The sequence below is a fragment of the Ligilactobacillus salitolerans genome (assembly GCF_003864415.1).
GTDB lineage: Bacteria > Bacillota > Bacilli > Lactobacillales > Lactobacillaceae > Ligilactobacillus > Ligilactobacillus salitolerans.
The window spans coordinates 1-26,539 of sequence record NZ_BFFP01000020.1 but is presented as its reverse complement, the minus strand read 5'-3'; the positions used below and the strand labels follow the sequence as shown (position 1 = coordinate 26,539).

The following is a 26,539-nucleotide window of genomic DNA, read 5'->3' as shown; positions in this document are numbered from 1 at the left end:
TAATGATTTAAAATCGTAAACCATGTTATTACTTTTAATCTTCATTTGTCAAGGTATTTAAAAAATCCTCAAGAATATCAGCACTTTTCAGGACGGGTTTAGCCCCTGCCTGGATCAATTCATTACACCCGATCGAACTTGCGCTGGTGATCGCTCCAGGGACCGCCAAAACATTACGGTTCTCCTGTAAAGCTAAATTAGCTGTGATCAAGCTGCCGCTATGGTGCTGAGCTTCAACGACCAGCAGACTGTGACATAAACCAGCGATGATCCGATTACGCATAGGAAAATGAAAAGCTAATGGCTTTTGGCCAAGTTCGTATTCCGTGAGGAGCAGCCCCTGAGAAGAAATCTGAGTCTGGAGCTGCTCATTGCCGCGTGGGTAGGTCAGATCTAACCCCGTGCCGATGACCGCAATAGTTTGTCCGTGTGCTTGGAGCGTCGTTTGATGCGCCACACTGTCGATCCCCATGGCAGCTCCGCTGATGATCGGAATTTGAAAATGACACACCTGCGGCAGCAGTTGTTGCAACACCTTTGGGCCATAGGAGGACATTTTGCGAGCACCGACCACAGCTAAGGCTGGTTGTTTCAGGAGTGCTAAATTCCCGCGATAAAATAGGACTAAAGGAGGCTCATAGGTCTCTTTGAGCTGGGCGGGATACTCTGCATCTAGAATGGTTAAAATGCCGCCAGCCCTTTGATTGGCTGCCATTTTACTGGAAGTTTTTTTCGAATGGAAGTCCGCTAGGAATTGTTCGAGATTTGCTTTTGAACCTCCTAAGAGTTCAACCAGGTCTCGGGTATGCGGAGGCTGGTTATTTTCTTGCATGTATTGGAAGATCTTCTGCTCGCCCTTTGGTCCTATTCCCCGACACAGATGGGCCCTGATCAATAAAGAACGTTTATCCATAAAAAATGCCGCCTTTGCTTTTTATTAATAAATACGCAAAAGACGACGATTTTATTTTTTTAATTGAGATTTAATTGGCTCAAACGTCTGACGATGCAAGGGTGTGATCCCATGTTGAGCGATCCCGGCTAAATGTTGCGCTGTCCCATAACCTGCATTTTTTTCAAAACCATAACCTGGATAGTGTTTAGCGTAGTCTGCCATTAAATGGTCACGAGTTACTTTGGCCACAATGCTGGCTGCTCCGATTGAAACTGATCGCGCGTCGCCCTTGATCAGCTTTTTTTGCGGAATACTTGTCTGGATCGTCATTGCATCGACTAGGAGTAAATCGGGTTGATAAGCCAGCTTAGTAACAGCTTGTGCCATTGCTAAGCGGGTGGCTTGATAAATATTGAGGTCGTCGATCTGCTGATTATCTGCGAGCCCGATCCCGACAGCTAGTGCTTCTTGCATGATCAAGGGGAAAAGGGCCTCCCTTTTGCTGGCACTTAGCTGTTTGGAGTCATTGACCTCATAAACGGCAAAATTATGCGGTAAGATCACAGCTGCAGCAACGACTGGACCGGCTAAAGGACCGCGTCCGACCTCATCGATCCCGGCAACTAAGGGAGAACCTTGTTCCCAAGCTTCCCTTTCAAATGCCAGATGAGCATTAAATTTTTCGTATTGAGCCGCAAGTTTTGCCTGCTTCCTGACAAAAGCCTGGCGCAGCCTTTGGACACCTTGCCGTTGGTCGTTCGCCAGCTTTTCCAAAAGCAGGTTAGTCTCTGCACTTAAAGGCGCTTGACTGGCTTGCTGTAAAAGTTGTCTGATTTCAGTCACAGTATGCTTTGATTGTTTTTTTTCTGTCATTGTTTGAAACTCATTTCTGGACAGAGCTGGCTTTTTGCGGGACTGGATCTAATGTATAATTGCCCAATTTTTGCTTACGAATATCTTGGATCAACCGTTCAGAACCACGGTCGTAGTCGTCGCGGAATCCAGCCTGTTTGGTCAAGGCCAGCAAAGTTTCGACATCAGTATCTGCCATTTGGTCGTCAGTCAGTCGATAGCGTTCTTGCAGTTCTGCTGAGTGGTTCGTTTTAAAGAAATCGATAGCATAAAGAGCGATATCATCAGCGTGGAAGAGCTTATCCTTGATCGCGCCGGTCAAAGCTAATTTTTTGCCCACTAATGGATCCTCAAATTTGGGCCACAAAATCCCAGGGGTATCTAAAAGTTGGAGGTTTTTACCGGCTTTAAGCCATTGCTGTTTTTTGGTAACTCCTGGTTTATTGCCAACTGAAGCAACATTTTTTTTAACCAGATGGTTCAACAGCGTCGACTTGCCAACATTGGGGATCCCAATGCACATGACACTAACACGCTGCGAGCGGATCCCTTTTTCCTTTCTTTGGTTGAGTTTATCGGCTAAAACAGCGTTAATTTTCTTTTCAATGACCTTGAGGGAACCAGTGGTGATGTTAACAGCAACCGCCGGCTGCCCATTAGCCTCATAATACGACAGCCACTGCTGCGTAGTTTTCTGATCTGCCAGATCCATTTTTGTCAAAACAAGAATTGATGGTTTATCATGCAAGATCTTGATGAGTTCAGGATTACGGGATGATTCCGGTACTCGTGCGTCGACTAATTCTAAGACGATGTCGACTTCTTTTAAATTTTCTTTTACTTGGCGTAAAGCCTTAGCCATATGGCCAGGGTACCATTGAATTGTTGCCATCTTGCCCCTCCTAAATCCACTAGAAGTGATGGTCCTTCATAGTGCAAAAATAATAATACAATTTTATTATACACGCTCCACCAGTTGAAACCAAATCGATCCAAGGGTCCGCCGACCAGTTCAGCATAAAAAAAGCATTGACTTTGCAGTCAATACTTTTTTTGCCTTATTGAGCAGCTTTCACACCTGCTTCATAGGCATGATCTGAGTCAGCGACTAAACTAGCCACTGCTTGTTCAATTCTGAGAATGGTCTGTTTATCGGCGATCCCAGAGGCAGTGAGTTTGTGGTCCTGTTGAAACTTTTTAACTGCTGCTGTTGTTTGCTGGCTGAAATAACCATCTTCACGCCCCGGAGTATATTTGAGTGCTGTCAGATATTTTTGCAAATTTGCAACTTGTTTGGAAACATCATCTTGTTGATAAGATTTATTGGTTGCAATTGCAGGGGTATAGGCAACCTGAGGGTAGTCGGCTTTGATAGTCGGCTGCAGCCCTTTTTCATGGATCCATGAACCATCTGGGGTCAACCACTTAGCGATCGTAAGCTTCAATTCTGTCTGATCCTTAAATGGCATCGCGTTTTGAACTGTCCCTTTACCAAAAGATTTAGTTCCAATTAACTTGACTCCAGCTGATTGATGTAAAGCTGCTGCAAAAATTTCCGCTGCACTGGCAGAGCCGCCATTGATCAAGACAACTGTTTTTTCGTGGACCTTGAAACCTTGGTCGTATTTTTTGCCAGCCTTGTAAACTTCCGGTTGACCAGTCCGTGGTTGAACTTGCATGATGGTTTTGCCATTCTGCAAGAACATCGAGGACATTTTCAGAGCTTGATCCATCAGTCCGCCAGGATTATTGCGCATATCAACAACAAATGACTTAGCTCCCTTCTTTCGGAGCTGCTTGATCGTTTGCTTCATCTCTTTTGTAGTGTTCTCAGCAAATGTTGTCACTTGAATATAGCCAACGTTCTTGTCTTTTTGGTCTAAACGGCCAGTGACAGTTTTAACGGGGATCTGAGCCCGCGTGAATGTTTTAGTAAAAGTGGAACCCCCGCGTTTGATCTCTAAAGTAACTTTAGAGCCCTCTTTACCACGGATCAGCGAAACGGCTTTATTTAGTGAATAGCCGTTTAGTGAGTGTCCATCGATTTTCACAATAATATCTTTGGCCTTGAGACCGCCCTTTTCAGCTGGTGTTTTGGAGATGGGAGATACAATTTGAATTTGCCCGCCCTGCTTGCGGACCTCTGCCCCGATCCCGGAAAAGCTGGATGAGATCGTATCATTTAGCGATTGGGTCTCAGACTTTGACATGTACTGAGAAAATTGATCTCCCAGTGCATTGACCATCCCATTGAGAGCGCCCTCTTCTAGCTTGCTTCCACTGATATCTCGATAGTAGTAGCGACTGAGAGCGGAATAGACAGTGCCGATCTTGCCCATGGATCGACTCGTTTTTTCTGCGGCTTGTAAACGTGGATTCATCCAAGCAAATACTCCTCTGCCGCCAATCACCAAAGCCAAAACGGCAGTGATGATCAGAGTAGAAAGACGATAAGTTTTCTTAGACTGGCTCTTTTTTTTGCTCAAAGATATTTTCCTTCTTTCGTTCTTACTGTAATTTTTCAAGATATTGCTGCCAAGCGTCGTCAAACACAGTCATTGTCGGCAGATAATTCCCATTTAATTCTAAGTAAGATGACAGCCGCTCGTAGTCTGTTTCCTGTTTTGGAAATGAGTGATCTAAAAACGCGTTATTAGCAAACTGAACGACTTCATCATAATTATCAGGATCACGTAAAGTCATGAGAAACTGGTAAAAAGTCATGGTTTTCATTTGGTATCCTCCTCATTAAGCGGGATCATGATCTTAAAGCGAATATCGTTTCGCGCTAGATCTAACTGTTGACCTTTGAGCCGAATGCCCTGTTTTGTCTGTAATTTATTGAGATTAAGCGTGATCTTACTCTTACTAGGAGTAATTTGTACTAGCTGCCCAGTTTTGAAGTTATTTTTAACATAATTTAAGACAAATTTTTTGGGAGCATTCAGTGATCCTATGGCGACAGATTTAATTTTAAGCACGATATTGCCATCTTGATTCAATGTCGGTTGGGCATAGAGGGTAAATGAAATCTTTTCTCCCAATACTTTGGTCGTGCCGATCAAAATGGCTGATTTGTCTAAAATAAATTTGTACTTAATATTATTAGATTCTTTTTGCTGGTGGTTGAGATAATAGTTGACTACGCTGCCCAGCTGTTTTTTATCCATTTTGACATTGATCTCTGTTGTCGGAGTGTTCGCGACTGTGGCTGTCTTTTTTTGTACAGCCTGGTTGGGAGTATAGACTTGGAATAAAATAAAGGCAAGTGTTGCGATCACCAGGGCTAACAGAATTGTAAAAGCTAGTTTCCAAGGATTTTTTACCTGTTTTGGTTTGACTTGTGTTTTTTGGGTACGCCGTACCATCTGATCATCTCTCCTTAAACCATGTATCTTTATGTTGAAGCATTTCTGCATAAAGTTTTTCTGTCATGAAGCGGTAGCCGCGATCATTGGGGTGAAAATGATCTGCCGGGGATAAATACGAATTCTTCTCTTTTGAGTCACTCAATATTTTTTCGAGGTCTGAATCAGCCGCGGAGCCTAAATCTGCATTGGCTTCTCGGAGCAGCTTTTTCTTGGAGCGGCCATAATACTGCCCCTGTGAGAGCTGCTGGTCGATCGGAACAAAATAAACAGAATCAAGTTGTTTAGTTTGAACTTTGGCGGTTTGGTTCCACTGGGCTGTATATTCTTGCATGGCACTGACCTGCGGAAAGTAGACGTAAAACGGATTATAGACTGAGAATAAAAAGATCGGTGCCTGGTCGTTAAGCGCGCGGACGTCTTTTAAAAGATTTGTCATGTGCAGTGCATAATTATCACGCGCCCGTTTCATGCTGGCCGAAAATTGATTGGAAGAAAGCGTCTGGAAGTTATCCTGCAAGACATGCATCAAATCATTGCCCCCGGCGGTGATCGTGATCACATCGGCATTTTTGAGGCGCTGCCTGATTTCTGTTTGGTTGTTTAGGCGGGTCTGGATCTCAGTTGTTGTATCACCTGTTTTGCCGAAATTAGAGACAGCAACCTTCTTAGCATCGTGCTTCAATAATTTTTGCTGTAACAGATAAACGTATCCGCCACGCCCAGACGTATCTCCGACTCCATATGTCAAGGAGTCGCCGAGGCCGACTACTTTGATTTGATTGAGCTTAGTTTTCTTTTTTGCCTGCTGCTCTTTTTTTTGATTTATCTTGTTTTGAGCGGTATTTGGCGCATCGAAGTCATGTGGTCGGGCCAGCAAATAAAAAAGCCCAAAAAAGACTGCACTGAGGGCTAAAACAAACACAAGGTATTTGCAAAAGCCTAACATTTTTTTCATTGTCCCCACCCTTATTTGGAAAAATTACGTTATCTACTAGTCTAGCACTTTCTGGACAGATTTTATATTCTCTCTGAATAACTTTGGCGAATTTTAGACGGTTTAAGTCTGCACACCTAGATCGTTCGGTAAAAAAATCTACAAAAAAAACACCTTTCAGGCATGCAGTTCTCTGAAATAGTGTTTTGATCAAGCAGCTCAGACCGCTACTGGTGCTTTAATTGCCGGCCAAGCCTCATAACCTTGAACCTTAATGTCCTCAGTTGTAAAGTCTGCCAAGTTCTTTTTAGCGGGATTCAGCCACAGCTGAGGTGATTCGTTGGGTTGACGTGACAGCTGCTCTTTGACTTGGTCTAAATGATTGCTGTAAATATGTGCATCACCTAAAGTATGCACAAACTCTCCAACCTCTAAGCCAGTTTCTCTTGCTATTAAGTGGGTCAATAAAGCATAACTAGCAATATTGAAAGGTACCCCTAAAAAGACATCACCGCTGCGTTGATAAAGCTGACAACTTAACTTGCCATCGACGACATAAAATTGAAACAAGGTATGACAAGGCGGCAAAGCAGCAGAGGGCACGTCTTCTGGATTCCAGGCAGTTACGATCATTCGTCTGGAATCAGGGGTTGTTTTGATCTGCTCGATCACATTTTGAATCTGATCGATCGTCTGATGATTACGCGTTTGCCATCTGCGCCATTGTGCCCCATAGACATCCCCTAAATTGCCAAATTTTGCAGCAAAATCATCGTCTGCGATAATTTTTTGACAAAAATCATTTTTTTGCTGCAGATATTCTGCTTTAAATTGCGAATCGCTTTGAGACCGTAAGCCAAAGTTGGTCATATCCGGTCCTTGATAATCTGTACTTTTGGTCCAATTTTCGAAAGCCCACTCATCCCAAATATGGTTATTATGCTGTAGGAGAAATTGAATATTGGTATCGCCGCGCAAGAACCACAGCAATTCACTTTTAATCAAGCCAAAAGGAACTTTTTTGGTTGTCAGTAATGGGAAACCTTGGCTGAGATCAAAACGCATCTGATAGCCAAAGAGACTGGTTGTACCAGTTCCAGTCCGATCACCCTTAAAGTGACCATGATCTAAAATATCTCTGATTAATTGCAAATAAGGTTCCTCTAACTTTGCCATCTCATTTTCCTCCATTATTGTTTGTTCTCTTTATTCTACGTACTGGCCTAGTTCTTCCCACCGGTTCATTTTTTCTTCTGATCGCGCTGAAAGCTGATCGATTTGTTCTTGTAATTCTCCTAGCTTCAAGTAATCATTGCCATTAGTTTGTGTCATCTGCTCTTGTAAAGAAGAGATTTCCTGATCGAGCTCTTCTATTTCGCCTTCTAAGCCCTCAAATTCGATCCTTTCCGCGTAAGTCAGCTTGGTCTTGCTTTGTGCATGTTCCTTTTTTGCAGGTGTTTTAGTTTGTGGCGGATTTTTTGAAAATGAAGCTTTTTGCTCTGCTTGCTGTGTCTGCAGATAATCGGTGAATTGACCGGTATACCGCTTGATCTGGGCATTTCCGTCGAAAATCAATAATTTAGAAGCAACCTGATCTAGGAAATAGCGGTCATGCGAAACGGTGATGACCGTTCCAGCAAAGGTCTCTAAATAATGTTCAAGGACTGTCAACGTCCCAATATCCAAGTCATTAGTCGGTTCATCTAAGAACAAGACGTTGGGCTGCATCATCAGAAGTTTTAGCAGATAAAGTCTTCTCTTTTCTCCGCCTGAAAGTTTTCTGATCAACGTTCCATGCATGAAGCGTGGGAATAAAAACTGCTCCAGCAGTTGAGTCGTACTGATCCGCTCACCGTCTATATTGACCACATTTTGCGCGATCTCGTTCAAGTAGTTGATCACCCTTTTGTCATCAGGGATCGGTTCAGTCTGTTGGCGATAATAAGCGGCTTTGACTGTTTCGCCAATAATCAACTCACCTGAATCTAATGACAGTTCACCTGCCAAAACATTGAGAAAACTTGATTTACCGGCACCGTTTTGACCGGTGATCCCAATGCGGTCACCTGCCTGGATCAAAGAAGAAAAGTTTTGAATAATTTGATGTTCCCCTAATTTGAGCGAAGCATCTTTTAACTCTAAAACTTTTTTACCTAGTCTTTGCTGGCCGAGATCAATGTCGATATTCTGATCAACTTGAACTTTATCACCAACTTTGCTGGCAAGGTCCTCAAAGCGGTTGATCCGGGCCTGCTGCTTGGTCGAGCGGGCCTTGGCACCTGTTTTCATCCAAGCTAATTCTTTTTTATACAGTTGTTGATCTTTGTGTTCTTGTTGTAAAGCTTTTTCCTGACGTTTTGCTTTTTGCTCAACGTACTCTTCATAGTTGCCTTGATAGAAATACAATTTACCAAATGAGAGTTCGAAAATAGAACTAGTTACGTGGTCAAGAAAATAGCGGTCATGCGTAATAATCAATAGTGCCCCAGAATAGTTGCGCAGATATTCTTCCAGCCAGTCGATCGTATCAAAATCAAGGTGGTTGGTTGGTTCGTCTAAAATCAATAAGTCAGGTTTTTGAATCAAGACCTGAGCGAGCCCAACCCGCTTTTTCTGCCCCCCTGAAAGCTCGCTGATCTTTTGATCTAAGCTGCTCAAGTGCAACTGACTTAAAACGGTTTTGACATCACTTTCGGCAGACCAGGCATCTTCTTGATTCATCCGCTCTTCCATGCGGGTAAATTGGGCCAGAGTTTCAGTACCATTAGGATCGATCTCCAGCTGCTGCAAAGCTTGTTCATAACCGCGCACGACTTCAAAAATTGGCGCACTTCCTTGAAAAACAGCTTCCAGAACTGTTTTATCTGCAGGCAAATTCGGCATCTGTTGCAGATAACCGATCTGATAATTATTGGCATGGATCAAGTTGCCTGAGTCTGCCGGATCGATTCCGCTGATCGCATTTAAAAGCGTGGTTTTACCTGAGCCGTTCGTTCCGATCAGACCGATTCGATCATGCTCATTAATAATAAAATTTAAATCTTCGAATAAAGTTTTTTCACCATAGGTTTTAGTTAAGTGTTCTACCCGTAAAGTTTGCAAAATTCTCACTCTTTCATGCAGCACTTACACTGAGTCCTTAAGGAAGCAGTGTCTGTGCATAGCGTAATAAAACTTTCTTGTCATTTGCAAGCTGTCCATTGATAACCAGCTGTTCTGTCTTCTTAATGATCGCGCCTAATTGGGGACCTGGTTTTAAATTTAATTGCTCCAGTAAGTCTTTGCCAGTCAAAGCCAGTTCTTTGCTGCTCTTAATTGGCAGTTTAGCGTACCACTCTTTTAACTGATTTTCTGGAACAGCATTTCCGTCATACCAAGCGACCTGATTGGCTACCAAAAGCATTGGCAGTCCAGTCTGGTATAAGACGTCAGCTGGTGGATGAGGAAAATGCCCTAATGCATTTAAAGCAATAATCACATGCCCAATCAACTGGTTGGAACTCTTCCAAGCGATCAGCATTTGGCGTGCCTGTGCGGGGGAATATCCAAAGAAACGGCTCAATAAGACCCAGACCATTTCTTCACTTGTTAAAAGTAAATGTTTTAAAGCAGCAATTTCAGCCAGATTTTTTTGCTGGTCGCCTAAACCAGGGCAAAATTGATACATGCCCGTTGTTAAAAATTCTTGCAATCCGAGCTGCGGCTGTTTTCCTTGCAATAATTTGACCCACTCAACGTGGATGCGTTCGACTGCAATTTTGTCGAGCAGTTTAGCATTGGCAGTGATCGCAATCCGGGTATTCTGTTCTAGTTTAAAGCCTAGCTGACTCACGAAACGGACTGCACGCATCATGCGCAAAGCATCCTCATGAAATCTTTCTTCCGGGACCCCAACCGCTCTGATGACATGAGCTTTTAAATCATCTAAGCCGCCAAAAAGGTCGATCACTTGGCCCGAAGGATCCATCGCTAAAGCGTTGATCGTTAAATCACGGCGTTTAAGGTCCTCTTTTAACGAACGAACAAAAGTCACGTGATCGGGGCGGCGAAAGTCCTGGTAACCGCTCTCCGTTCTAAACGTTGTGATCTCATAGCCTTCCCCGTGATCTAAGACCATGATCGTTCCATGTTTGATCCCTGTATCGACTGTGTGCTTGAAGATTGCTTTGACCTCAGCCGGATATGCACTAGTTGCAATGTCAACATCATGGATCTCTTGGTGCAAAAGCGTGTCTCGGACGCTTCCGCCGACGAAATAAGCTTCATAGCCCTGCTTGGTCAGCTTTTCTAAAATCGGTTTTGCTGCAATAAACTTTTGCGGTAATTCGGCTACTCTCATAGGATGTTTTCCAACCCGATTTCCAAGCCTGACAAACCGCTGATTTTTTTAATGGCTAATGCAACACCGGTCATAAACGAAGAGCGATCGAAGGAATCCTGCCGGATCGTTAAAGCCTCGCCAGTTCCTCCAAACAAAACTTGTTCATGGGCAACATAACCTGGCAGGCGGACCGCATGGATCCGCATTCCCTCGTAATCGGCTCCCCTAACCCCGGGAAGCGTTTCTGTTTCTTGCGGATTGCCCTGCTGGCGTTTTTGACGGACCTCTGCGATTTTTTTAGCTGTATTTAAAGCTGTCCCTGACGGAGCATCGACCTTTTGATCATGGTGCATCTCGATGATCTCAACATCTGGCAGGTATTTGGCTGCCTGCTGTGCGAATTGCATCAATAAAACAGCGGAGATCCCAAAGTTAGGTACAATTAAACCGCCTGTTTTTTGTTGAGCGGATAAATGCTGCAAATTTTCCACCTGGGCATCAGTTAAACCAGTTGTTCCGACCAATGGGTGAATTTCTTTAGTGAGAGCAGCTTGGACATTTTCATAAACTGATCGTGGGGATGTAAAATCCACCCAGACATCTGCACACTTGTGAGGGATTTTTGTTAAATCATGATAAACAATAGTATTGTTTTCTAATTTTTCTTCTGCGGCATGCGGGTCGTAAACGCCGACTAACTCAAATCCTTCATGTTCTAAGACCATTTTTACTGTCTGTTGGCCCATTTTTCCTTTAAAGCCAGCAACTAATACCTTAATCACGGACACCATTCCTTTATCAAGTCTTTCATTTATTTTAGCAAAATTTCAGCTAATTTCAATTGCCCTAGTGAGACGGACAGCAGTTATTTGCTAAAGTTAAAGTAACAAGTTACAATAACTTTAGCTAAGTGAAAAAAGGAGTTGGACTCAATGACTTTTCCCTATGAACAACGTTTCCGTCGTTATTTGCAAAATGACAAACTTTTAGCCCCAGTAACTGCTGATGATCTTTGTCACGATGTCAGTGACCTCTTTAATTATCTGCGAACTTTTAACGAAAGCTACCGAACTAAAGCCTCTTTGTCTGTCTTAGAAGAGTCGGATATCAGTGAATATCTGATCATGCTGCAAACTAAGCGGCAGATCAAAAATACAACTTATAACAAGGTTTTGACCCATTTAAACACATATTTCAAGTTCTTGTTTAAATATAAGCTGTCAACTTCTTTACCAACGGTCACACTCCAAGGTCAACCACGGCAACAAGCCGAAATAACTGATCTTTATGGCTGGGAAGACGAATTACCCGCTTACTTAGAACTGACAGCAATTTCAAGCTATACTAAAATGCTGCTTCTTTTATTGGCACACTTCTATCCCATCACAGAAATGACAGCTCCTAACTTTCAGGGATCATTGGCAAAAGAACATTGGGCAAAATTCGAACAAGCCTTCTTAAAGCGTTTTGCACAGGAACTTGAGCCGCGCCAAAAAATGCAGCAATGTTCTGACCTCTTTTTGAAACAACGAGTTGATTTGGCTGCACCTCGTTTATCTGTCGCTGGTTTACACAAAATTTTAAAGCGCGATCAGCCGCAGATCAATTTGCCGCTCGCGCCGCGGAAGCTGTATCAAGCCGCGATACTGCGTTGTCTGAATGAAACTCAGAATTTAACAGATGACCAATTGTGTCAAAAAATGCGGTTTGATTACGCTTCGTTAAATTATTACCGCACTTTAGCTGCTAAACTCCGTTCTTAGACTCCATTCTAAAAACACTTCATCAAAAGGTCTTGGACAGATCTTTGATGAAGCATTTTCATGAGGTGAAATTTTTGGCTGGCTTAAGCAGCCCTAGTCTTGTAATTCTGATAACAACTCATACATTTCGGCATCGTTGGGGTAAATTTGCAAGAATTTTTCAGCATATTGAATGGCCTTACTCCTTTGACCGGCATTGCGATAAAAGTAAGCTGCGTCTGAAAGAAAATCGGGTGAATCACTGAGTTCAGCTGCCGCAGATGCATAACTGTCCAAAGCCGCTGCATAATTGCCTAAAGCCGCAAAGGAACGTCCCTGGTCCCAGAACAAGTGGGCATCGAATTGCTCGTTTTGCTGGTATCTTTTGATCAGATCCAAGTCAGCCTGGAATTTGTTTGCACGCACCAGCAAGCTGCTTAAATCGATCACTAGGGTCAAATTGTCGGGGTCTTGAGCTAAGGCCGTCTGGAGATACTTTTCTGCCTGCTCGATTTGACCAAGTTTTTGTGAGAGCCGACTGGCATTCTGATACATTGCACTGTTGTATTGGTCAACTCCCAGCCCTTCTTGCAAAGTAACGAGTGCATCCGCCAGCTGCCCTTTCTTTTCATAAATGGCTGCGATATATGGATAAATCGTCGCATAATCAGGTGTGGTTTCGCGCAGACTGTTGAAATTATGCAAGGCATCATCATCGTGCTGCAGTTCATATTGCGTAACTGCTAGTTGGAAGCGGGCATCAGGGTCAAGATCTTCTTCGTGGATCTGCTCCAAGTATCCCAGCGCCTGCTCAAATTTACTAATTTCTGCGTAGCAGACACCTAAGCGTGCGACTAAGTTAACGCGTGAATAAGAGCTGATCCCTTGTTTGATCAAGTCCAGATAATATCCGAGCGCCTTTCTATATTCCTTAATACTAAAATAGAGCTCGGCTAAGGCAAATTGAATTACTTCCTCATCTGGCGCTAAGTGCAAGGCCGTTAAAAGCTTGTTTTCGCTGACCTCAAAAAGCCCTTGAGTCTGATAAAGATCAGCTTCGACTAGCAAAGCTTCCAGATAAGCAGCTGAATTACGATCAATTTGGCTCAAATATTCCAAAGCCTGGTCATCTTGACCTTCGCTGATCGCGATGTCCGCCAAAGCAGTTTTGAGGTCATCCTCAGCCGGGTAACGTTTAACTAATAATTGATAGGTCTGTTTGGCCATTTCCACAAAACCCAAAGAATATAGTTCTTCGGCCAAACTGTAAAGATGATCATCGTCATCTTTTTTCAAAGCTAAATTGAAGTTTTGCTGTGCTTCAGAAATCTGGCCTAATTCAAGTTCGGCAAGTGTTTTTTTAGAATAGCTCATTTCAATGCTCCTTTTTTAGGTCTTTGATAGACAGCCTCCCATAAGAGCAAGGCTGTTTTTTTATTTTCAAGAGTTGGAACTCTTCTGCACATAATTATAACATGGAAAAAAGCATGATCGCCGCTCCGTCACAATAGCATGCAAAAACGGATCAAAGCAAGAATTAAATCTCACTTTGATCCGTCAAGATGAAGATGTGCTTATTTAACAACATCCTTCAGAGCTTTGCCTGGCTTGAATGCAGGAACTTTGCTTGCAGGAATTTGAATTTCTGCGCCTGTTTGTGGGTTACGGCCCTTACGAGCAGCACGTTCACGTACTTCAAAGTTGCCAAAACCGATCAGTTGAACTTTTTCGCCGTCTTTCAAGAAATCTTGAATTGAACCGAAAACAGAATCAACTGCAACAGTTGCGTCCTTTTTTGTCAAACCTGTTTTTTCTGCAACAGTTTCGATCAATTGTGCTTTGTTTGCCATGTGTTTCACCTCCTGAACTGAAGATCTCAGATATAAAAGTTCTTTATATCTGTCTAAGTAATTGGCAGTCTGCCAAAAACATGAAACAATGACTAACAAATCATTGCTCAAATATTAAGATAGCACATAAAGCCTAATATAACAAGGTTTTTGCCGTGATTTTGCGTTTTTTTTGCCAAATTTGCGTCTTTATTAAAACTTTTTAATGAAAAGCCTTACTTTGCCTATTTACGGCGCCTTTCAATGATTCTTAGAGGAGTCCCAGTGAAGTCAAAAGCATCCCGGATCTGATTTTCTAAGAAGCGTTCATAGGAAAAATGCATTAAATCAGGATCATTCACAAAAACCACAAAAGTCGGCGGTTTGACGGCAACTTGAGTCCCGTAATAAACACGCAGTCGTTTTCCGTTCTCAGTCGGCGTTGGATTGTGAGCGATGGCATCCATTAAGACGTCATTCAAAACAGAAGACGGGATCCTTTGTTGATGGTTGTGGTCAACCTTCTTGATCAACGCTGGCAATGTATCCAAACGTTGGTGGGTTTTAGCCGAAACAAACACGATCGGTGCGTAACTCAAATACTGAAATTCTGCTCTGATAAGGTTCTCAAATTCCTGTAAAGTTTGGTTATTTTTTTTCAACGTATCCCATTTATTGACTACGATGATCACTCCACGGCCGGCTTCATGAGCATAGCCTGCAACATGTTTATCTTGGTCGCGAATGCCTTCTTCAGCATTTAAAACCACACAAACTACATCACTGCGATCGATCGCGCGCATTGCCCGCATGACAGAATATTTTTCAGTATTCTCATAAACTTTCCCGCGTTTACGGATCCCAGCGGTATCGATCATGGTATATTCTGTTTCATCCTCTGTGGTAAATTTAGTATCGATCGCATCTCGTGTTGTTCCTTCAATTCCGGAAACAATCACCCGGTTCTCTCCCAAAATAGCATTGACTAAGGATGATTTGCCCACATTAGGACGGCCGATAAAACTAAACTTGATCGATGAATCAAGCTGCTCTTCTTTTTTCTCCGGAAAAGCCTGACAGATCTTATCTAACAGATCCCCAGTTCCGATCCCATGAGTTCCTGAAACAGGCATGGGGTCGCCCAAGCCTAAAGAATAAAAATCATAGATCTCAGCTCTGACTTCGGGATTATCAACCTTATTAACTGCTAAAATTACCGGTTTTTTTGAACGATATAAAATTTGCGCTACTTGTTCATCAGCGTCAGTGACACCTTCTTGAGCACTAACAACTGCAACGATCACATCAGCCTCATCAATTGCGATTTCTGCTTGTTCCTTGATTTGAGAGATCAGCGGTTCATTGGTGATTTCGATCCCGCCTGTATCGATCATATCAAAATGCTGTCCTAGCCACTCACTGTGAGCATAGATGCGATCACGAGTGACACCAGGGGTGTCTTCAACGATCGAGATCCGTTCACCTGCGATCCGGTTAAAAATCGTTGACTTGCCGACATTTGGTCGGCCAACGATGGCAACTACTGGATTAGACATATATTCCCACCTCTTTTTGCTTTCTTTGTAGTTAATTTTAACAAATCTTTCAATGAAAAAACCAGCCCCGAAACATCATACGTGGGCTGGTTCATTCATCAATTTACAATTTGCTTATTTTTTTAAATCTTGACCGATGATATCGCCCAATGTGAATCCTGTTTCTTCATCAGGGAAATCATTGGAAGTATTCTTGCTTGGCTTGTGTGAAGTTTCCTTCGAATCAGCAGCTGGTTTTTCTTGCAGTGCTTTGATAGATAAAGCCAAACGGTGGTTTTCACCATCAACGTTCAAGACTTTGGCCTTGACACTTTCACCAGAAGTTAAAACTTCATTTGGTGTAGCAATATGCTTATGAGAAATTTGTGAAATATGCACTAGACCTTCAACACCTGGGAAGACTTCCACAAAAGCACCAAAACTAGTCAAACGTTTAACAGTTCCTTCAACGATGTCGCCTTCAGCAACTTTTTCGTTAATGTTATCCCAAGGTTGTGGTAAGGTTTGTTTGATTGACAATGAGATCCGGTCACGTTCTGGATCAACTGAGAGAACTTTGACTTTCACGTCTTGACCAACTTTAAGCACATCTGAAGGCTTGCCGACACGTTCGTAAGAAATTTCAGAGACATGAACTAAGCCGTCAACACCGCCCAAGTCAACAAAGGCACCAAAGTTTGTTAAACGGGCAACTTTGCCTTCAAGTACATCTCCGGCAGCTAAATCACTCATGATTTCTTGACGTTTTGCTTCGCGTTCAGCATGAGCAACTTCTTTATGAGACAAAATCAAACGATTTTCGCTCGGTTCAATTTCTACAATTTTAAGTTCAAGAGTTTGACCCTTGAATTGGCTGAGATCTTCCACAAAGTGATCAGAAACCATTGATGCAGGGATAAAGCCCCGAACACCCGCGTCAACAACTAAGCCGCCTTTGACAACTTGTGTCACAGGTGCAGTGATGTTTTCGCCAGCTTCAAATTTTTGTTCGATTTCATCCCAGACTTTGCGTGCTTCAAGTCTACGTTGAGACAATAAGAAACTGCCGCCCTCTTTATCAGAGCCGATCTTCGAAATAACAACTAAGTCGATCACATCACCAACTTTAACTTGTTCTTCGAGTTCTTCTGCTTTGATACTCAACTCACGGGCAGGCACAACGCCTTCAACGCCAGTGCCTTCAATACCAACGATCACTTGTTTTGAATCGTCCAATGCCAGTACTTCACCTTTTACGACATCACCGATTTTAACAGGCTTGACACTATTTAAAGCTTCTAATAAATCCTTGTTTTCTGATTCACTCATGGACTAAGTCCTCCTTAACGACTAACTCTATACTATATCTTAACTGATTTTCCTCAAAGTTTCCAGTTAATTTTAATATTTTTCATGTTGATTTATAATTTTAAGTATTTTTTCAACCACTTCGTCAATATTCAACGAAGTTGTATCGACTAAGACAGCATCCTGTGCTTGGGTCAATGGTGAGATCTCGCGGTGAGAATCTTTATAATCTCGTGCTTTAATCTCCTGCTCTAGAACTGCCAAGTCAGTCGCCATTCCTTTTTTAACATTTTCTTTGTAGCGGCGGACCGCCCTTTCGTGGACACTTGCGATCAGAAAAATCTTGACCTCTGCGTCTGGCAAAACCGTTGTGCCAATATCGCGTCCATCCATGACAATTGCACCTGAAGCAGCAATTTCTTGCTGTCGCTTAGTCATCTCCTGACGCACACTAGGTTGAGCAGAGACAAGTGAAACTTGATTAGTAACTTCCGTTGAGCGAATCTGTCTGGTAATATCTTGCCCGTTGACTAGCACTAACTGTTCCGGGTCTGCAGGTACAAATTTTAAGTCGAAATCTGTTAACATTTCTTTGAGCGCTTGATCATTATCTAGTGCAACCTTGCGTTGAAGTGCTGCAAAAGTTACAGCGCGATACATCGCTCCAGTGTCACAGTACACATAATTTAACTTTTTTGCTACTAATTTAGCGACCGTACTTTTCCCAGCTGAAGCCGGTCCGTCGATTGCGATTTGCATATTTGCCGCCATGTTATCCTCCGAAAATTCCAAATTTAATTCAATCAAATTGAAGCGACTGCTTCGATCACTCCAAATAAATAGAGGCCGTTGTAAAAAATTGGCCTCAACTGCTGCTTATTTAACGCGAACTCGTTGCCCTGGACTGATCGTTGAACCAGAACTTAGTCCCGGATTGAGTTGCAGCAACTCATCAACTGAAAGCCCATTGTTGGCGGCGACACGATACAACCCCTGACCAGCCGCCACGGTGACATAGGTCCCGCTCTCAGAAGAAGATTCTGAACTAGAACTGCTCTGAGTACTTGAACTTGTCGATTCTACCTCCGATGAACTTGCAGCTTGAGATGAGGAAGCCGAAGAATCATCTGCAGTTTCTTTGGTTTCGCTGGCCGAAGACTTGGCTGCAGTCTTGCGGGATTTCGAGCTAGCTGCTTTCTTAGACGCACTTGCTTTTTTCTTAGAGGAAGAGATAACTTCCACTTGATCATCACCATTCAAGTTTTTATTAGACGAAGTTTTTTGTGAAATAAAATAAAGTGCAATTGTGCCTACAATAATGATCAGAAAAATTACTAAGAGCGAGCTGGTTAAAAGAGTATTACTTTTATTATTGCGCCTTGTAGCTGAACGCGAGTAATTCCCCTTGCTGTCTCTTTGGTCTTCAAAAGAACTCTCCCAAGGTTTTTTATTTTGTTGCTCATCTTTTTTACTCGTAGTTCACACCCCCTTAAACTAATTCATAAATTATTTTACCATAGTTATTTTTTTTTAAAAAGCAAGTGGTTAGCAGAATAGCTTAAATTTGTCTGTTTTTCTCACAGTTGGTTTATTTGGCTAAAAAGTACTGTTGAGTTAGTCAGTTTTAAATAAATTTTTTAAAATTTGTTCATAGTCATTGCCGCCAGCAAAGATATTCGGTTCATTTTTAGTTTTTGCCAAATCGAATAGTTGTTGATAATCAAATGATTCGTTGGCTAACTGACAACATTTTCTGAAATGCTGCGGTGTTTTTGTTTCATCAAAATAGCGCAGGATAAATTTTCTCCGACAGCCCTGAGTATTAACATAAGCCAAGATTTGTTGAAGTGCCTGCAGTTTTTCAGTTCGACGTTGGCTAAAGACTGCTGACATTTGGGGAAAAGAAACCCCCATTTGCATATAACGCCAAACAAGCTGCGCACTTTGGTTTTCTTGGCTGCTTTTTTCTAACAACTGGGGAGAATTTTGTAAGATTTCTAGTTCGGCATTAGTTGGTAAAGCACTTAGTGCCAAATGTTGCTGTAAACCACGGTCTTGTTCACTGTATAAAATTAATGCCAAGCTTTGCTGACCGTCACGCCCCGCACGACCGATCTCTTGCAGATAACTTTCAAGGTTTTCTGGTAAATGATAGTGGATCACATACCGAATGTCAGGTTTATTGATCCCCATGCCAAAGGCGCTGGTAGCACAAATTAAGTCGATCTGTCCGCCTAAAAATTGCTGCTGCACTGCATAGCGGTCACCCGCCGGTAACCCTGCGTGATAGGAAGCAACGGTTAGTTTGCTTTTGGCATTCAGTAAGGCACAGATCTGATCGCATTGCTTCTTACTTGAAAAATAGATCAGTCCGGGGGCAGGCAGAGAGCGGATCAACTGTATGAGCCGCTGATTTTTTTCTTGAGTATCCGCAGACTTCTCGACCGCCAAAAAAATATTAGGCCGATCGACTGAATTTCTGATTACTTTGACCTTCCGGCCCAATTTTAGTGATCTCATCATATCCGAAGTTACGCGTTTGGTTGCAGTTGCAGTGAGCGCTAAGGTTACGGGAAAGCCTAATTTCTGACGTAATTTGCCCAGCTGCAGGTAATCAGGACGAAAATCCGGACCCCAAGCAGAGATACAGTGCGCTTCATCAACAACTAAGAGCCCAAGATCGATGTCTGTTAAAGCAGCCAAAACTACTGGGTTATTTAACATCTCGGGTGCGAGATAGATAAATAAATACTGATGTAGATTAGCTAAGATCTGCTTTTTTGCGGCATAAGAAAGGTTAGAATTTAAAGCAACGACCCGTTTTTCACCCTTTAACCGTAATTGTTCGACTTGGTCTTGCATCAAAGAAAGCAGAGGCGAAATTATCAAGACAGTTTGATTGGTGTAGGTACCTACAAATTGATAACATAGAGATTTACCTGTGCCTGTGGGTAAAATTGCTACTGTTGATCCGCCCGCCAGTAAACGCTGAATAACTTGTTTTTGCCCAGCTTTAAAGCGCGTAAAGCCAAATTCTTGTTTCAAATGGGCATAGAGTTCTTTTTCACTGACCAAATTCCTCATGGCTCCTTTTAATTGCAACTAAACGATAATTAAAAAACGAAACTTGTACCTGCTCAGACATCAATTCTCGGTAACTCCACTGGTCGATATCAGCTGGCAAGCGAGCAGTTAAAAGTTCTTCCTCTTGGTCTGTAAAAAAAGAGGCAAAAGGAAAATCGCGTTCTAAAATAGCCGCGTTTAGCAGATATTCCCGGACAGTACTTTCTTTGACAGCATTATACTGGGCGATTTGCTGGATACTTTTCCCATTGAGAAAGAGTTGCAATGCTTGTCGACTCTTTTTAAAAAGAACATTCTGATTTTCAAAATGTTTGATCATAGGTGCCAGCAGCGAATTTTTCTGGAGCAAATGAGAGGCAAAACGACTAGTCAAATCAAGTAAAATGATCTTGATTTCAAGGGTAGTTAAGCCAGTTTGTTGCGCCATCTGCGCCACTGTTTTGGGTAAGACTTGATGTCCAGAAAACTGCGCACAAAAAATCCACGCCTTTTGCGGACTCTCGTTTTCTAAAAAACTTTTTAATTCAAGCAGAATATTTTTGTGCAGCGTTTGCAGATCGTACTGATGTAACCACTGTTTGATCATTTGCTGACATTCAAAATTATCTACAGCCACGTAGTACCTTGAATTGCCATAGCTTGCTTCTGAAGCAACTTGCACGATCAGCTTCAACATCTGGTTGATCTCCGTCACTCGATGTTCACAAAAAAAACGCGGCGCACCCAAAGTTGGACCGGTTAGCAACTCTTGTTTCTTGGATCTCCCCCGCTCTGTCAATTTGACGGTGTCATCAGGATCCTGCGACAAAAACCCCTGTTCGACCAGTTTTTGTATGCCCTGATCGAAAGTTGATGCTTCGAGTTTAGGAAAAAACCCAATGATCTCTAGTAATTGGTAACGCAAGCCCCAAAAAAGCGTCGAGCTGGAAAGACGTTTGGTTAACAACTGTCTAATAACCGCTGGTCGTCTTTTTTGTTTAGCTGTAAAGAATAATAGCCACCAGTCGTTGTCATTCATCTTTCGAATGCCTCCTTGGCCAGCATGAATTATTTTTTAGTAACCATTTTTTTTAGTTCAGCAACCTCAACGTTAGTCAATTCACGGAAATCGCCTGAGGTCAAACCAGTCAGATTTAAGAAACCATATGTTTCTCGCTTCAGCTTTTTAACGGGGTGTCCGACTGCTTGCAACATATTTTTAACTTGATGATATCGTCCTTCGTGAATGGTTAACGAAACGACTGCTGTATCTTTTTTCTTATCGATTGAAATAACCTTCGCCTTGGTAGGTGAACTTTTATGGCCAGAATCGATTTTAACCCCATGCCGCAGTTGCTCCAAAGCCTTACTGTCAGGGATCCCCTTGACCTTAGCAACATAAGTTTTATTAACATGGTAACTTGGGTGCATGAGCTTGTTGGCCAAATCGCCATCATTTGTCATTAAGACCAAACCAGAAGTGTCATAATCCAGCCGACCGACAGGGTAGATCCGCTGTGGGAGGTCAGTGAAAAAATCAGTCACAACTTTACGTCCCTTATCATCTTTAGCAGCAGAAATAACTCCACGCGGCTTGTATAAGATAAAGTAAACTTTAGTATCTTTTTGTTCCAATAACCGGCCATCGACTTCGACAGCATCGTTACCAGTTACTTTGACTCCCAATTCAGTCACAACCTTGCCGTTGACCCGGACTCTTCCGGCAGAAATCAACTTTTCACTTGCTCTTCTCGATGCGACGCCAGCATTAGCCATCACCTTTTGTAATCTTTCAGCCATTGTTTTCATCCTTTTTTTGTTTTTCATTCATTGAGATCGTTTTTTCAAATAAGCCTAACAAATGGTCAGTGTCTTCTTCTGGTTCAGTTTTTTGCTGTTCCTCCAGCTGCGGCAGTTCAGACAAATTAGTTAAACCAAAATAATTTAAAAATTCTTCTGTTGTTACATAAAGGATCGGACGACCAGGCAGATCGGAACGCCCTGCTTCCTTGAGAAGATCATATCTGATCAATTTCTGCAACATAGCACTTGACTGGACCCCGCGGATCTCATCGATCTCAGTCCTTGTGATCGGCTGTTTATAAGCAACGATCGCCAATGTTTCCATTGCTTGAGCTGACAATGTGCTCGTAGTCGGCAGTTCAAAATAGTTCTTGATTATGGGTGCAAAGGCTTTTTTTGTAGTTAATTTATAGTGCTCACCTGTCTGATATAATTCAAAACTACAAGTATGATCAGCCAAATATTTTTGCTGCAGTTTTTTTAACTGCGCTAGTACAGCAGGTTTCATTAGACCACAAAGTTGAGCCAATTCGCTGACTGTGATCCCTTGGTTACCGCTGACAAACAGCAGGCTTTCAATTTTTGCTTGATTAGCTAGGATTTTTATCACCACTTATCATTTGAATTTGACCCAAATTTTCTTTTTGCATCATTTGAGCAGCTCCACGTTTGACCAGTTCTAAAAGTGCGAGAAAAATTGTGACATATAGTTCAAGGTCAAATTTCTGTGAAAACAGGTCGTCAAAGATTATTGGACCGCTAGCATTTTTTAATTTTCGATCTAAATTTTGTATTTCTGTTTTAAGTGAATATTTTTCACTGCTAACTTGACGTTTTAACGGCATTGCTTTTCTATGCTTGCTAAGCAGCTTATTAAATGCCTTTTCTAACCGCATAATGCTTTGATGTTCATCACTTAACTGCCCCAGCTGCGCATCTGCGGGGATCTCAGCCGGCTCCCGCTCGAAATGTTTCGCTCGTTGCGCATACTTTTCTTGCAAGCCCGTTGCGGCCTCCTGAAATAATTGATGCATTAATAACTGCTGGACGAGCCGTTCACGAGGATCTTCCTCGAAATAGTCTGAGTCTGCTTGCTCTTCATCATCATAGGCAGGTTGATTCGGTAACAGCATTGCGCTTTTAATGTTGAGCAGCATTGCAGCTGTAACAAAATACTCCCCAGCGATGTCAAGCTCCATCTTCTCCATGTGATGAAGATAATCGATATACTGAGAAGTTATTTCGGTCATTTGAATATCATAAATGTCCATTTCATTTTGCTTGATCAGATGCAGTAATAAATCTAAGGGACCTTCAAAATCTAAGATCTTAAAAGTCAGTTGTTCAGGCAGCTGTTCTGATTTATTTGTTGCTTTCTTGTCCACGATTTTTTTCCCACTTTGCAATTAATGGTGCCACTTCAACGCTCCCCATCATTTTATGTTCCGGAAAACGCGCAGCCAAAGCAGTCAGCATCTGATAGCTAACTCCTTCGCCGCGGTATTGAGGAGAAATTGCAAGATGACGGACCATGACGATTGAATCGTTGATTTCTGCGCCAATAATGCCGCAAAAATCATCCTGTTCATTTTTCCACAAAAAAAGGTTCCGATCGTCTTGGGCTTGATACCATTCCAACTCATTGGACAAGCGTGAGACTTCTTTTAAGTTAGGAATAAACGAGAGCAAACCCATCGTTATTTTTTTGTAATCATTTTTATATTTATAAAGCATCTGTATCTCCTTTAAGCTTCCTTATCAAGATTATACGCCAGATTAGCACATTTCATAAATTAAAACAAATTTTAGAAAATCTGTTTTAGGTCCAAAATTTAACCGAACAGCTTAGAATTCACGCTTTTTCTTAAGCTCGCGGGTGTGTTTTTTCATAAATGGAACTTAACCTGCGCTTAGATAAGTGAGTATAAATTTGAGTAGTAGAAATATCAGCGTGTCCCAGTAATTCTTGCACGATCCGCAGATCTGCACCATTTTCTAAGATATGTGTGGCAAATGAGTGCCGTAATGTATGCGGAGTGATATTTTTGGTGATTCCCGCTTTTCGGACTTGCTGTTTAAGGTTTTTCCAGACCCCTTGCCGTGTCAGCTGGTTGCCGTGAAAGTTTAAAAATAGAAAAGATGATCGTTTTTCCTTCAACAATTTCGGCCGACTACGTTCAAGATAGGAGTTGATCCACTGTGCAGCAGTATCACCAATTGGTACTAAGCGCTCTTTTTGCCCCTTACCGATCGTTTGTATCAACCCCATAGTGAGATGCAGATCCGCGAGGTGCAAGTTGATCACTTCACTGACACGCAAGCCTGTCGCATACATTAACTCCAAAATTGCACGGTCGCGTAAGCCCAAGGGCTGGCTAACATTAGGTGTTTTTAAAAGCTGCTCAACTTCTTGACGGGACAAAACTTCAGGCAAATGTTCCTGCTGTTTTGGTGTATCGATCAATGTCATTGGATTATTAGTGATCACCTTTTCTTGTGACAAATACAAAAAAAAGCGGCGCAAACTCGTAACGCTGCGAATGATAGAGGAGTTTGCCTTTTTTTGAGCCGTTTCCTCAGCCAAATAATTAGTAATATCTGACCGCTCGACAACAGTAAAAGAATTTACATCATTTTTTTGTAAAAATTTGACAAACTGGGTCAGATCATTTTGATAGCTGACTACGGTATTGGCGGATAACCCCCGCTCAACAGTCAAGTAATGGAGGTAATCTTGTATTAAATTATCGATGGGAAACATCCCCCAACGCTTTTTTACGCTGACAATCGGCACAAAGACCTAGAAAGGTCAGCCGATGATCAGAAACTTCAAAATGATACTGGTGTGCAACTAGTTTTTCGACGTCAATTAAAAGATCTTGGTGGATCTCAACGGTTTTTCCACACTGCGTACAAATTAAATGGTGGTGAAAATGTCTCCGGTCCTCAGTCCTCAGGTCATAACGTGCAATCCCATCTTCAAAGGAAACACGCGTTAAAAGATTCATTTCAGTTAAAATATCCAGAGTCCGGTAGACTGTGGCTAAGCCGAAAGAAAAGGATTGCTTGAGAAGCTCAATATAGATTTCTTCAGCAGATAGATGCTCTTGATGATGATCCAAGAGTACTTTGACGATAGCTTGACGTTGAAAGGTCAGTTTAAAGCCTGCGTCATGCATACAATTTTGAATTTTTATCATTTCGTCATTTGTATCCACTTTTCTGCCACCTTTCACTCCGTATTATTCATTCAGATAAATTTTACCATCTTTTTGATTTACTGCGCCAGCCTTAAGAAGGTGGCCAAGAGCCCGTTTAAACTGCCCTTTACTTATCCCAAAATAATCATTGATTTCTTGGGGTGTGCTCTTATCTGAAAAGTTCAAGCTGCCGGAAGAATGCTGCAAAGCAGCCAAGATCATCTGCGCATCATCACCGATCGCTTCAAAGGCACGCGGTTTTAGCGAAAGGTTAAGCGTTCCTTCAGCGCTGACACCAATGACACGCGCCTGCAAAACCTGACCCAAACGCGGCTCTTCCATGCGTTGAGACGGATGAATAAAGCCAAGACAATAATCTTTAGTCAACACACGAGTCCCGACCTTTTTGAGCCGATACACGACACAAGTGACATCTTGATTCTGTAAGTTGTTTTTGGCTTTCTGACTAATACCTTGAAACATACTTTCACTGGCTAGATCGCCCCATAAGCGCCCTTTGTTGTCGAGTTTTAAACCTATCATTAAGCGGTCGTTTTTTTGCGGCCAAAGCTGGCGCAGTTCTGGCAGATCATCTAAAGAAACAACAATGTCCTTGTTTGGCAGCCCGATGTCAACGAAAACTCCCAGGTCCCTTTGCACAGAAACCACGGTTCCCCACGAGTAACGACCCAGGCCGACTTTGGGGGTATTTTTGGTCAACTGTAAATGGTGATGATCATTTTCATAGGCAAAACCACTCAGCTGACTTCCCATTTTGGGCAGCTTTTTGAGCTCTTTTTTTGCCGTTTGGAAAGTCTGTCCCTCTAATTGAGAGTAGATATATCTATCATTTTCATCGATAACTTCAGCAGTTATGATCCTGCCAAGAAGATCTTTTTTCATATTTGATTTCTCCTATTTAAAACTAAGTCCTAGTAATGTCACGATACAATATGTGAGGCCGCTGGCAATAACTGGTCCTGCCGCCACTCCATGCAAGAAAACAACTCCGCAGATAGTCCCTAATACCAAAGCAATTGTCACTTGAGGAGAAGCAGCCAGCTGTGCCACACCATAGCGGGAAAGTAAGGCGACAGCAACTCCGCATGCGATTGCGATCCACCCTGCAGGCGACCTAAAGACACTGACCAAGTCTTTAAAGCTGATTTGTCCAGTTGCGATTGGTATCAAAATGGCAACAGAAATTATTGTGACTCCCCAATCGATCCCTTTGTTCTGAATAACCGGCAGCCACTTTTCAGTCATTGGCAAAGCTTTAAAAGTCATGACCACAAGACTAGCAATGATCAGCGAGGTGTTTTTACCGAAGACAGCTACGGCCAACACCAGCAACAAAAACAACCAACTTTCCATTCCCTTTTTCACCTAACTTTTATATTCTCTTAAATATTGTAACGGAAAACAGCTTAAAAAGCTAATTTCATAAGTTCAAAGAGCTTAGAGCCGGCTTTCAAACTAGCCAAAGCAATTTAAAAGCGTACCCAAAAAATTAAACGCAAAAAAGCATTTCCAGCTTTTGGTTCTATAATATCTGGTACTGATAGAGAAATTTTACTATCTGTACCAGTTTTTTTGTTTTTTGTATTATTATAAAAAAAGAGACAAGGCCACTACACCTTGTCTCCCCAAATCCAATTCGTCTAAAGGACGAAAATAGAAAGAAGT

The 26,539-nt window shown here is 42.3% G+C and carries 27 protein-coding genes and 1 pseudogene; 1 reads left to right on the top strand and 27 read right to left on the bottom strand.

All coding sequences use genetic code 11. The features are described 5' to 3' along the window. Positions 1–34 precede the first annotated feature (34 nt). From dprA to dapB, 11 genes are all read right to left on the bottom strand, one after another. Complete coding sequence (gene dprA, locus LFYK43_RS06695; protein WP_124976687.1) at positions 35–913, bottom strand: DNA-processing protein DprA; 879 nt, start codon at positions 911–913, stop codon at positions 35–37. 51 nt (positions 914–964) lie between these two features. Next, positions 965–1,768: a ribonuclease HII gene (gene rnhB / locus LFYK43_RS06690; RefSeq protein WP_124976685.1), complete on the bottom strand. Its 804-nt coding sequence runs from the start codon at positions 1,766–1,768 to the stop codon at positions 965–967. Positions 1,769–1,778: 10 nt separating this feature from the next. Further along, on the bottom strand, positions 1,779–2,639 hold the full coding sequence (gene ylqF / locus LFYK43_RS06685; protein ID WP_124976683.1) for a ribosome biogenesis GTPase YlqF: 861 nt from the start codon (positions 2,637–2,639) through the stop codon (positions 1,779–1,781). A 166-nt stretch (positions 2,640–2,805) separates the two neighbouring features. Next, a complete protein-coding gene (locus tag LFYK43_RS06680; protein ID WP_229717987.1) occupies positions 2,806–4,233 on the bottom strand; it encodes a S41 family peptidase in 1,428 nt (475 codons plus the stop codon). Positions 4,234–4,255: 22 nt separating this feature from the next. Beyond that, positions 4,256–4,480 (bottom strand): YozE family protein, encoded by a 225-nt coding sequence (locus LFYK43_RS06675; protein WP_124976679.1) that lies wholly within the window; start codon positions 4,478–4,480, stop codon positions 4,256–4,258. After that, on the bottom strand, positions 4,477–5,115 hold the full coding sequence (locus LFYK43_RS06670) for a YpmS family protein (protein ID WP_124976677.1): 639 nt from the start codon (positions 5,113–5,115) through the stop codon (positions 4,477–4,479). The genes LFYK43_RS06675 and LFYK43_RS06670 overlap by 4 nt, the downstream gene beginning before the upstream one ends. Before the next feature lie 4 nt (positions 5,116–5,119). Further along, complete coding sequence (locus tag LFYK43_RS06665) at positions 5,120–6,073, bottom strand: SGNH/GDSL hydrolase family protein (protein ID WP_124976675.1); 954 nt, start codon at positions 6,071–6,073, stop codon at positions 5,120–5,122. Between the two features lie 198 nt (positions 6,074–6,271). Beyond that, on the bottom strand, positions 6,272–7,228 hold the full coding sequence (locus tag LFYK43_RS06660; protein WP_124976674.1) for a thymidylate synthase: 957 nt from the start codon (positions 7,226–7,228) through the stop codon (positions 6,272–6,274). Between the two features lie 30 nt (positions 7,229–7,258). Then, the gene (locus tag LFYK43_RS06655) at positions 7,259–9,154 is read right to left on the bottom strand and encodes an ABC-F family ATP-binding cassette domain-containing protein (RefSeq protein ID WP_124976672.1); all 1,896 of its coding nucleotides are present in this window, start codon (positions 9,152–9,154) and stop codon (positions 7,259–7,261) included. A gap of 37 nt (positions 9,155–9,191) precedes the next feature. Continuing rightward, complete coding sequence (locus tag LFYK43_RS06650; protein ID WP_124976671.1) at positions 9,192–10,391, bottom strand: CCA tRNA nucleotidyltransferase; 1,200 nt, start codon at positions 10,389–10,391, stop codon at positions 9,192–9,194. Next, the gene (gene dapB / locus LFYK43_RS06645) at positions 10,388–11,155 is read right to left on the bottom strand and encodes a 4-hydroxy-tetrahydrodipicolinate reductase (RefSeq protein WP_124976669.1); all 768 of its coding nucleotides are present in this window, start codon (positions 11,153–11,155) and stop codon (positions 10,388–10,390) included. Before dapB ends, LFYK43_RS06650 begins: the two co-directional genes overlap by 4 nt. Positions 11,156–11,305: 150 nt before the next feature. Between dapB and LFYK43_RS06640 the strand changes: the two genes are divergently transcribed. Next, the gene (locus LFYK43_RS06640) at positions 11,306–12,136 is read left to right on the top strand and encodes a site-specific integrase (protein ID WP_124976667.1); all 831 of its coding nucleotides are present in this window, start codon (positions 11,306–11,308) and stop codon (positions 12,134–12,136) included. Positions 12,137–12,229: 93 nt separating this feature from the next. On the opposite strand, the gene LFYK43_RS06635 is transcribed toward LFYK43_RS06640, so the two are convergent. The 16 genes and pseudogenes from LFYK43_RS06635 to LFYK43_RS06560 form a co-directional block, all read right to left on the bottom strand. Further along, a complete protein-coding gene (locus tag LFYK43_RS06635) occupies positions 12,230–13,489 on the bottom strand; it encodes a tetratricopeptide repeat protein (RefSeq protein ID WP_124976665.1) in 1,260 nt (419 codons plus the stop codon). A gap of 200 nt (positions 13,490–13,689) precedes the next feature. Further along, a complete protein-coding gene (gene hbs, locus LFYK43_RS06630) occupies positions 13,690–13,965 on the bottom strand; it encodes a non-specific DNA-binding protein Hbs (RefSeq protein WP_124976663.1) in 276 nt (91 codons plus the stop codon). Positions 13,966–14,189: 224 nt separating this feature from the next. Next, entirely contained in the window at positions 14,190–15,500 is a 1,311-nt protein-coding gene (der, locus tag LFYK43_RS06625; RefSeq protein WP_124976661.1) for a ribosome biogenesis GTPase Der, read from the bottom strand. Positions 15,501–15,614: 114 nt separating this feature from the next. Then, entirely contained in the window at positions 15,615–16,808 is a 1,194-nt protein-coding gene (gene rpsA, locus LFYK43_RS06620; protein ID WP_124976659.1) for a 30S ribosomal protein S1, read from the bottom strand. 72 nt (positions 16,809–16,880) lie between these two features. Continuing rightward, positions 16,881–17,558 (bottom strand): (d)CMP kinase, encoded by a 678-nt coding sequence (cmk, locus tag LFYK43_RS06615; protein ID WP_124976657.1) that lies wholly within the window; start codon positions 17,556–17,558, stop codon positions 16,881–16,883. A 105-nt stretch (positions 17,559–17,663) separates the two neighbouring features. Then, positions 17,664–18,260, bottom strand: a pseudogene (locus LFYK43_RS06610) (SAG1386/EF1546 family surface-associated protein); the annotation flags it as partial. Between the two features lie 141 nt (positions 18,261–18,401). After that, positions 18,402–19,862 carry a RecQ family ATP-dependent DNA helicase gene (locus LFYK43_RS06605; RefSeq protein ID WP_124976655.1) on the bottom strand — a complete coding sequence of 487 codons (1,461 nt, stop codon included), beginning with the start codon at positions 19,860–19,862 and terminating at the stop codon, positions 18,402–18,404. Next, positions 19,852–20,889 (bottom strand): helix-turn-helix domain-containing protein, encoded by a 1,038-nt coding sequence (locus LFYK43_RS06600; protein WP_124976653.1) that lies wholly within the window; start codon positions 20,887–20,889, stop codon positions 19,852–19,854. Before LFYK43_RS06600 ends, LFYK43_RS06605 begins: the two co-directional genes overlap by 11 nt. 29 nt (positions 20,890–20,918) lie before the next feature. Beyond that, positions 20,919–21,650, bottom strand: a complete 732-nt coding sequence (locus LFYK43_RS06595) for a pseudouridine synthase (RefSeq protein WP_124976651.1) — start codon at positions 21,648–21,650, stop codon at positions 20,919–20,921. Beyond that, the gene (scpB, locus tag LFYK43_RS06590; RefSeq protein ID WP_124976719.1) at positions 21,643–22,254 is read right to left on the bottom strand and encodes an SMC-Scp complex subunit ScpB; all 612 of its coding nucleotides are present in this window, start codon (positions 22,252–22,254) and stop codon (positions 21,643–21,645) included. Before scpB ends, LFYK43_RS06595 begins: the two co-directional genes overlap by 8 nt. Further along, positions 22,244–23,038: a segregation and condensation protein A gene (locus LFYK43_RS06585; RefSeq protein ID WP_124976649.1), complete on the bottom strand. Its 795-nt coding sequence runs from the start codon at positions 23,036–23,038 to the stop codon at positions 22,244–22,246. Before LFYK43_RS06585 ends, scpB begins: the two co-directional genes overlap by 11 nt. Continuing rightward, complete coding sequence (locus tag LFYK43_RS06580) at positions 23,016–23,387, bottom strand: GNAT family N-acetyltransferase (RefSeq protein WP_124976647.1); 372 nt, start codon at positions 23,385–23,387, stop codon at positions 23,016–23,018. Before LFYK43_RS06580 ends, LFYK43_RS06585 begins: the two co-directional genes overlap by 23 nt. A 130-nt stretch (positions 23,388–23,517) precedes the next feature. Beyond that, positions 23,518–24,414, bottom strand: coding sequence for a site-specific tyrosine recombinase XerD (gene xerD, locus LFYK43_RS06575; RefSeq protein WP_124976645.1), 897 nt, complete (start codon positions 24,412–24,414; stop codon positions 23,518–23,520). Then, positions 24,398–24,853 carry a Fur family transcriptional regulator gene (locus LFYK43_RS06570; RefSeq protein ID WP_124976717.1) on the bottom strand — a complete coding sequence of 152 codons (456 nt, stop codon included), beginning with the start codon at positions 24,851–24,853 and terminating at the stop codon, positions 24,398–24,400. The genes xerD and LFYK43_RS06570 overlap by 17 nt, the downstream gene beginning before the upstream one ends. A gap of 42 nt (positions 24,854–24,895) precedes the next feature. Continuing rightward, a complete protein-coding gene (locus LFYK43_RS06565) occupies positions 24,896–25,756 on the bottom strand; it encodes a CvfB family protein (RefSeq protein WP_124976643.1) in 861 nt (286 codons plus the stop codon). Positions 25,757–25,768: 12 nt separating this feature from the next. After that, positions 25,769–26,227, bottom strand: coding sequence for a DUF441 domain-containing protein (locus tag LFYK43_RS06560; RefSeq protein WP_124976641.1), 459 nt, complete (start codon positions 26,225–26,227; stop codon positions 25,769–25,771). Between the last annotated feature and the right edge of the window lie 312 nt (positions 26,228–26,539).

What these genes read in the sequence shown, in the direction of transcription:
- LFYK43_RS06565 (WP_124976643.1), bottom strand. Translation starts at nt 25,756, where the DNA reads ATGAAAAAAGATCTTCTTGGCAGGATCATAACTGCTGAAGTTATCGAT.
- der (WP_124976661.1), bottom strand. Translation starts at nt 15,500, where the DNA reads ATGTCTAATCCAGTAGTTGCCATCGTTGGCCGACCAAATGTCGGCAAG.
- dprA (WP_124976687.1), bottom strand. Translation starts at nt 913, where the DNA reads ATGGATAAACGTTCTTTATTGATCAGGGCCCATCTGTGTCGGGGAATA.
- LFYK43_RS06660 (WP_124976674.1), bottom strand. Translation starts at nt 7,228, where the DNA reads ATGGCAAAGTTAGAGGAACCTTATTTGCAATTAATCAGAGATATTTTA.
- LFYK43_RS06665 (WP_124976675.1), bottom strand. Translation starts at nt 6,073, where the DNA reads ATGAAAAAAATGTTAGGCTTTTGCAAATACCTTGTGTTTGTTTTAGCC.
- cmk (WP_124976657.1), bottom strand. Translation starts at nt 17,558, where the DNA reads ATGGCGGCAAATATGCAAATCGCAATCGACGGACCGGCTTCAGCTGGG.
- LFYK43_RS06635 (WP_124976665.1), bottom strand. Translation starts at nt 13,489, where the DNA reads ATGAGCTATTCTAAAAAAACACTTGCCGAACTTGAATTAGGCCAGATT.
- LFYK43_RS06650 (WP_124976671.1), bottom strand. Translation starts at nt 10,391, where the DNA reads ATGAGAGTAGCCGAATTACCGCAAAAGTTTATTGCAGCAAAACCGATT.
- hbs (WP_124976663.1), bottom strand. Translation starts at nt 13,965, where the DNA reads ATGGCAAACAAAGCACAATTGATCGAAACTGTTGCAGAAAAAACAGGT.
- LFYK43_RS06560 (WP_124976641.1), bottom strand. Translation starts at nt 26,227, where the DNA reads ATGGAAAGTTGGTTGTTTTTGTTGCTGGTGTTGGCCGTAGCTGTCTTC.
- LFYK43_RS06595 (WP_124976651.1), bottom strand. Translation starts at nt 21,650, where the DNA reads ATGGCTGAAAGATTACAAAAGGTGATGGCTAATGCTGGCGTCGCATCG.
- rpsA (WP_124976659.1), bottom strand. Translation starts at nt 16,808, where the DNA reads ATGAGTGAATCAGAAAACAAGGATTTATTAGAAGCTTTAAATAGTGTC.
- LFYK43_RS06670 (WP_124976677.1), bottom strand. Translation starts at nt 5,115, where the DNA reads ATGGTACGGCGTACCCAAAAAACACAAGTCAAACCAAAACAGGTAAAA.
- ylqF (WP_124976683.1), bottom strand. Translation starts at nt 2,639, where the DNA reads ATGGCAACAATTCAATGGTACCCTGGCCATATGGCTAAGGCTTTACGC.
- rnhB (WP_124976685.1), bottom strand. Translation starts at nt 1,768, where the DNA reads ATGACAGAAAAAAAACAATCAAAGCATACTGTGACTGAAATCAGACAA.
- xerD (WP_124976645.1), bottom strand. Translation starts at nt 24,414, where the DNA reads ATGTTTCCCATCGATAATTTAATACAAGATTACCTCCATTACTTGACT.
- LFYK43_RS06675 (WP_124976679.1), bottom strand. Translation starts at nt 4,480, where the DNA reads ATGAAAACCATGACTTTTTACCAGTTTCTCATGACTTTACGTGATCCT.
- LFYK43_RS06570 (WP_124976717.1), bottom strand. Translation starts at nt 24,853, where the DNA reads ATGATAAAAATTCAAAATTGTATGCATGACGCAGGCTTTAAACTGACC.
- LFYK43_RS06580 (WP_124976647.1), bottom strand. Translation starts at nt 23,387, where the DNA reads ATGCTTTATAAATATAAAAATGATTACAAAAAAATAACGATGGGTTTG.
- LFYK43_RS06640 (WP_124976667.1), top strand. Translation starts at nt 11,306, where the DNA reads ATGACTTTTCCCTATGAACAACGTTTCCGTCGTTATTTGCAAAATGAC.
- LFYK43_RS06600 (WP_124976653.1), bottom strand. Translation starts at nt 20,889, where the DNA reads ATGAATGACAACGACTGGTGGCTATTATTCTTTACAGCTAAACAAAAA.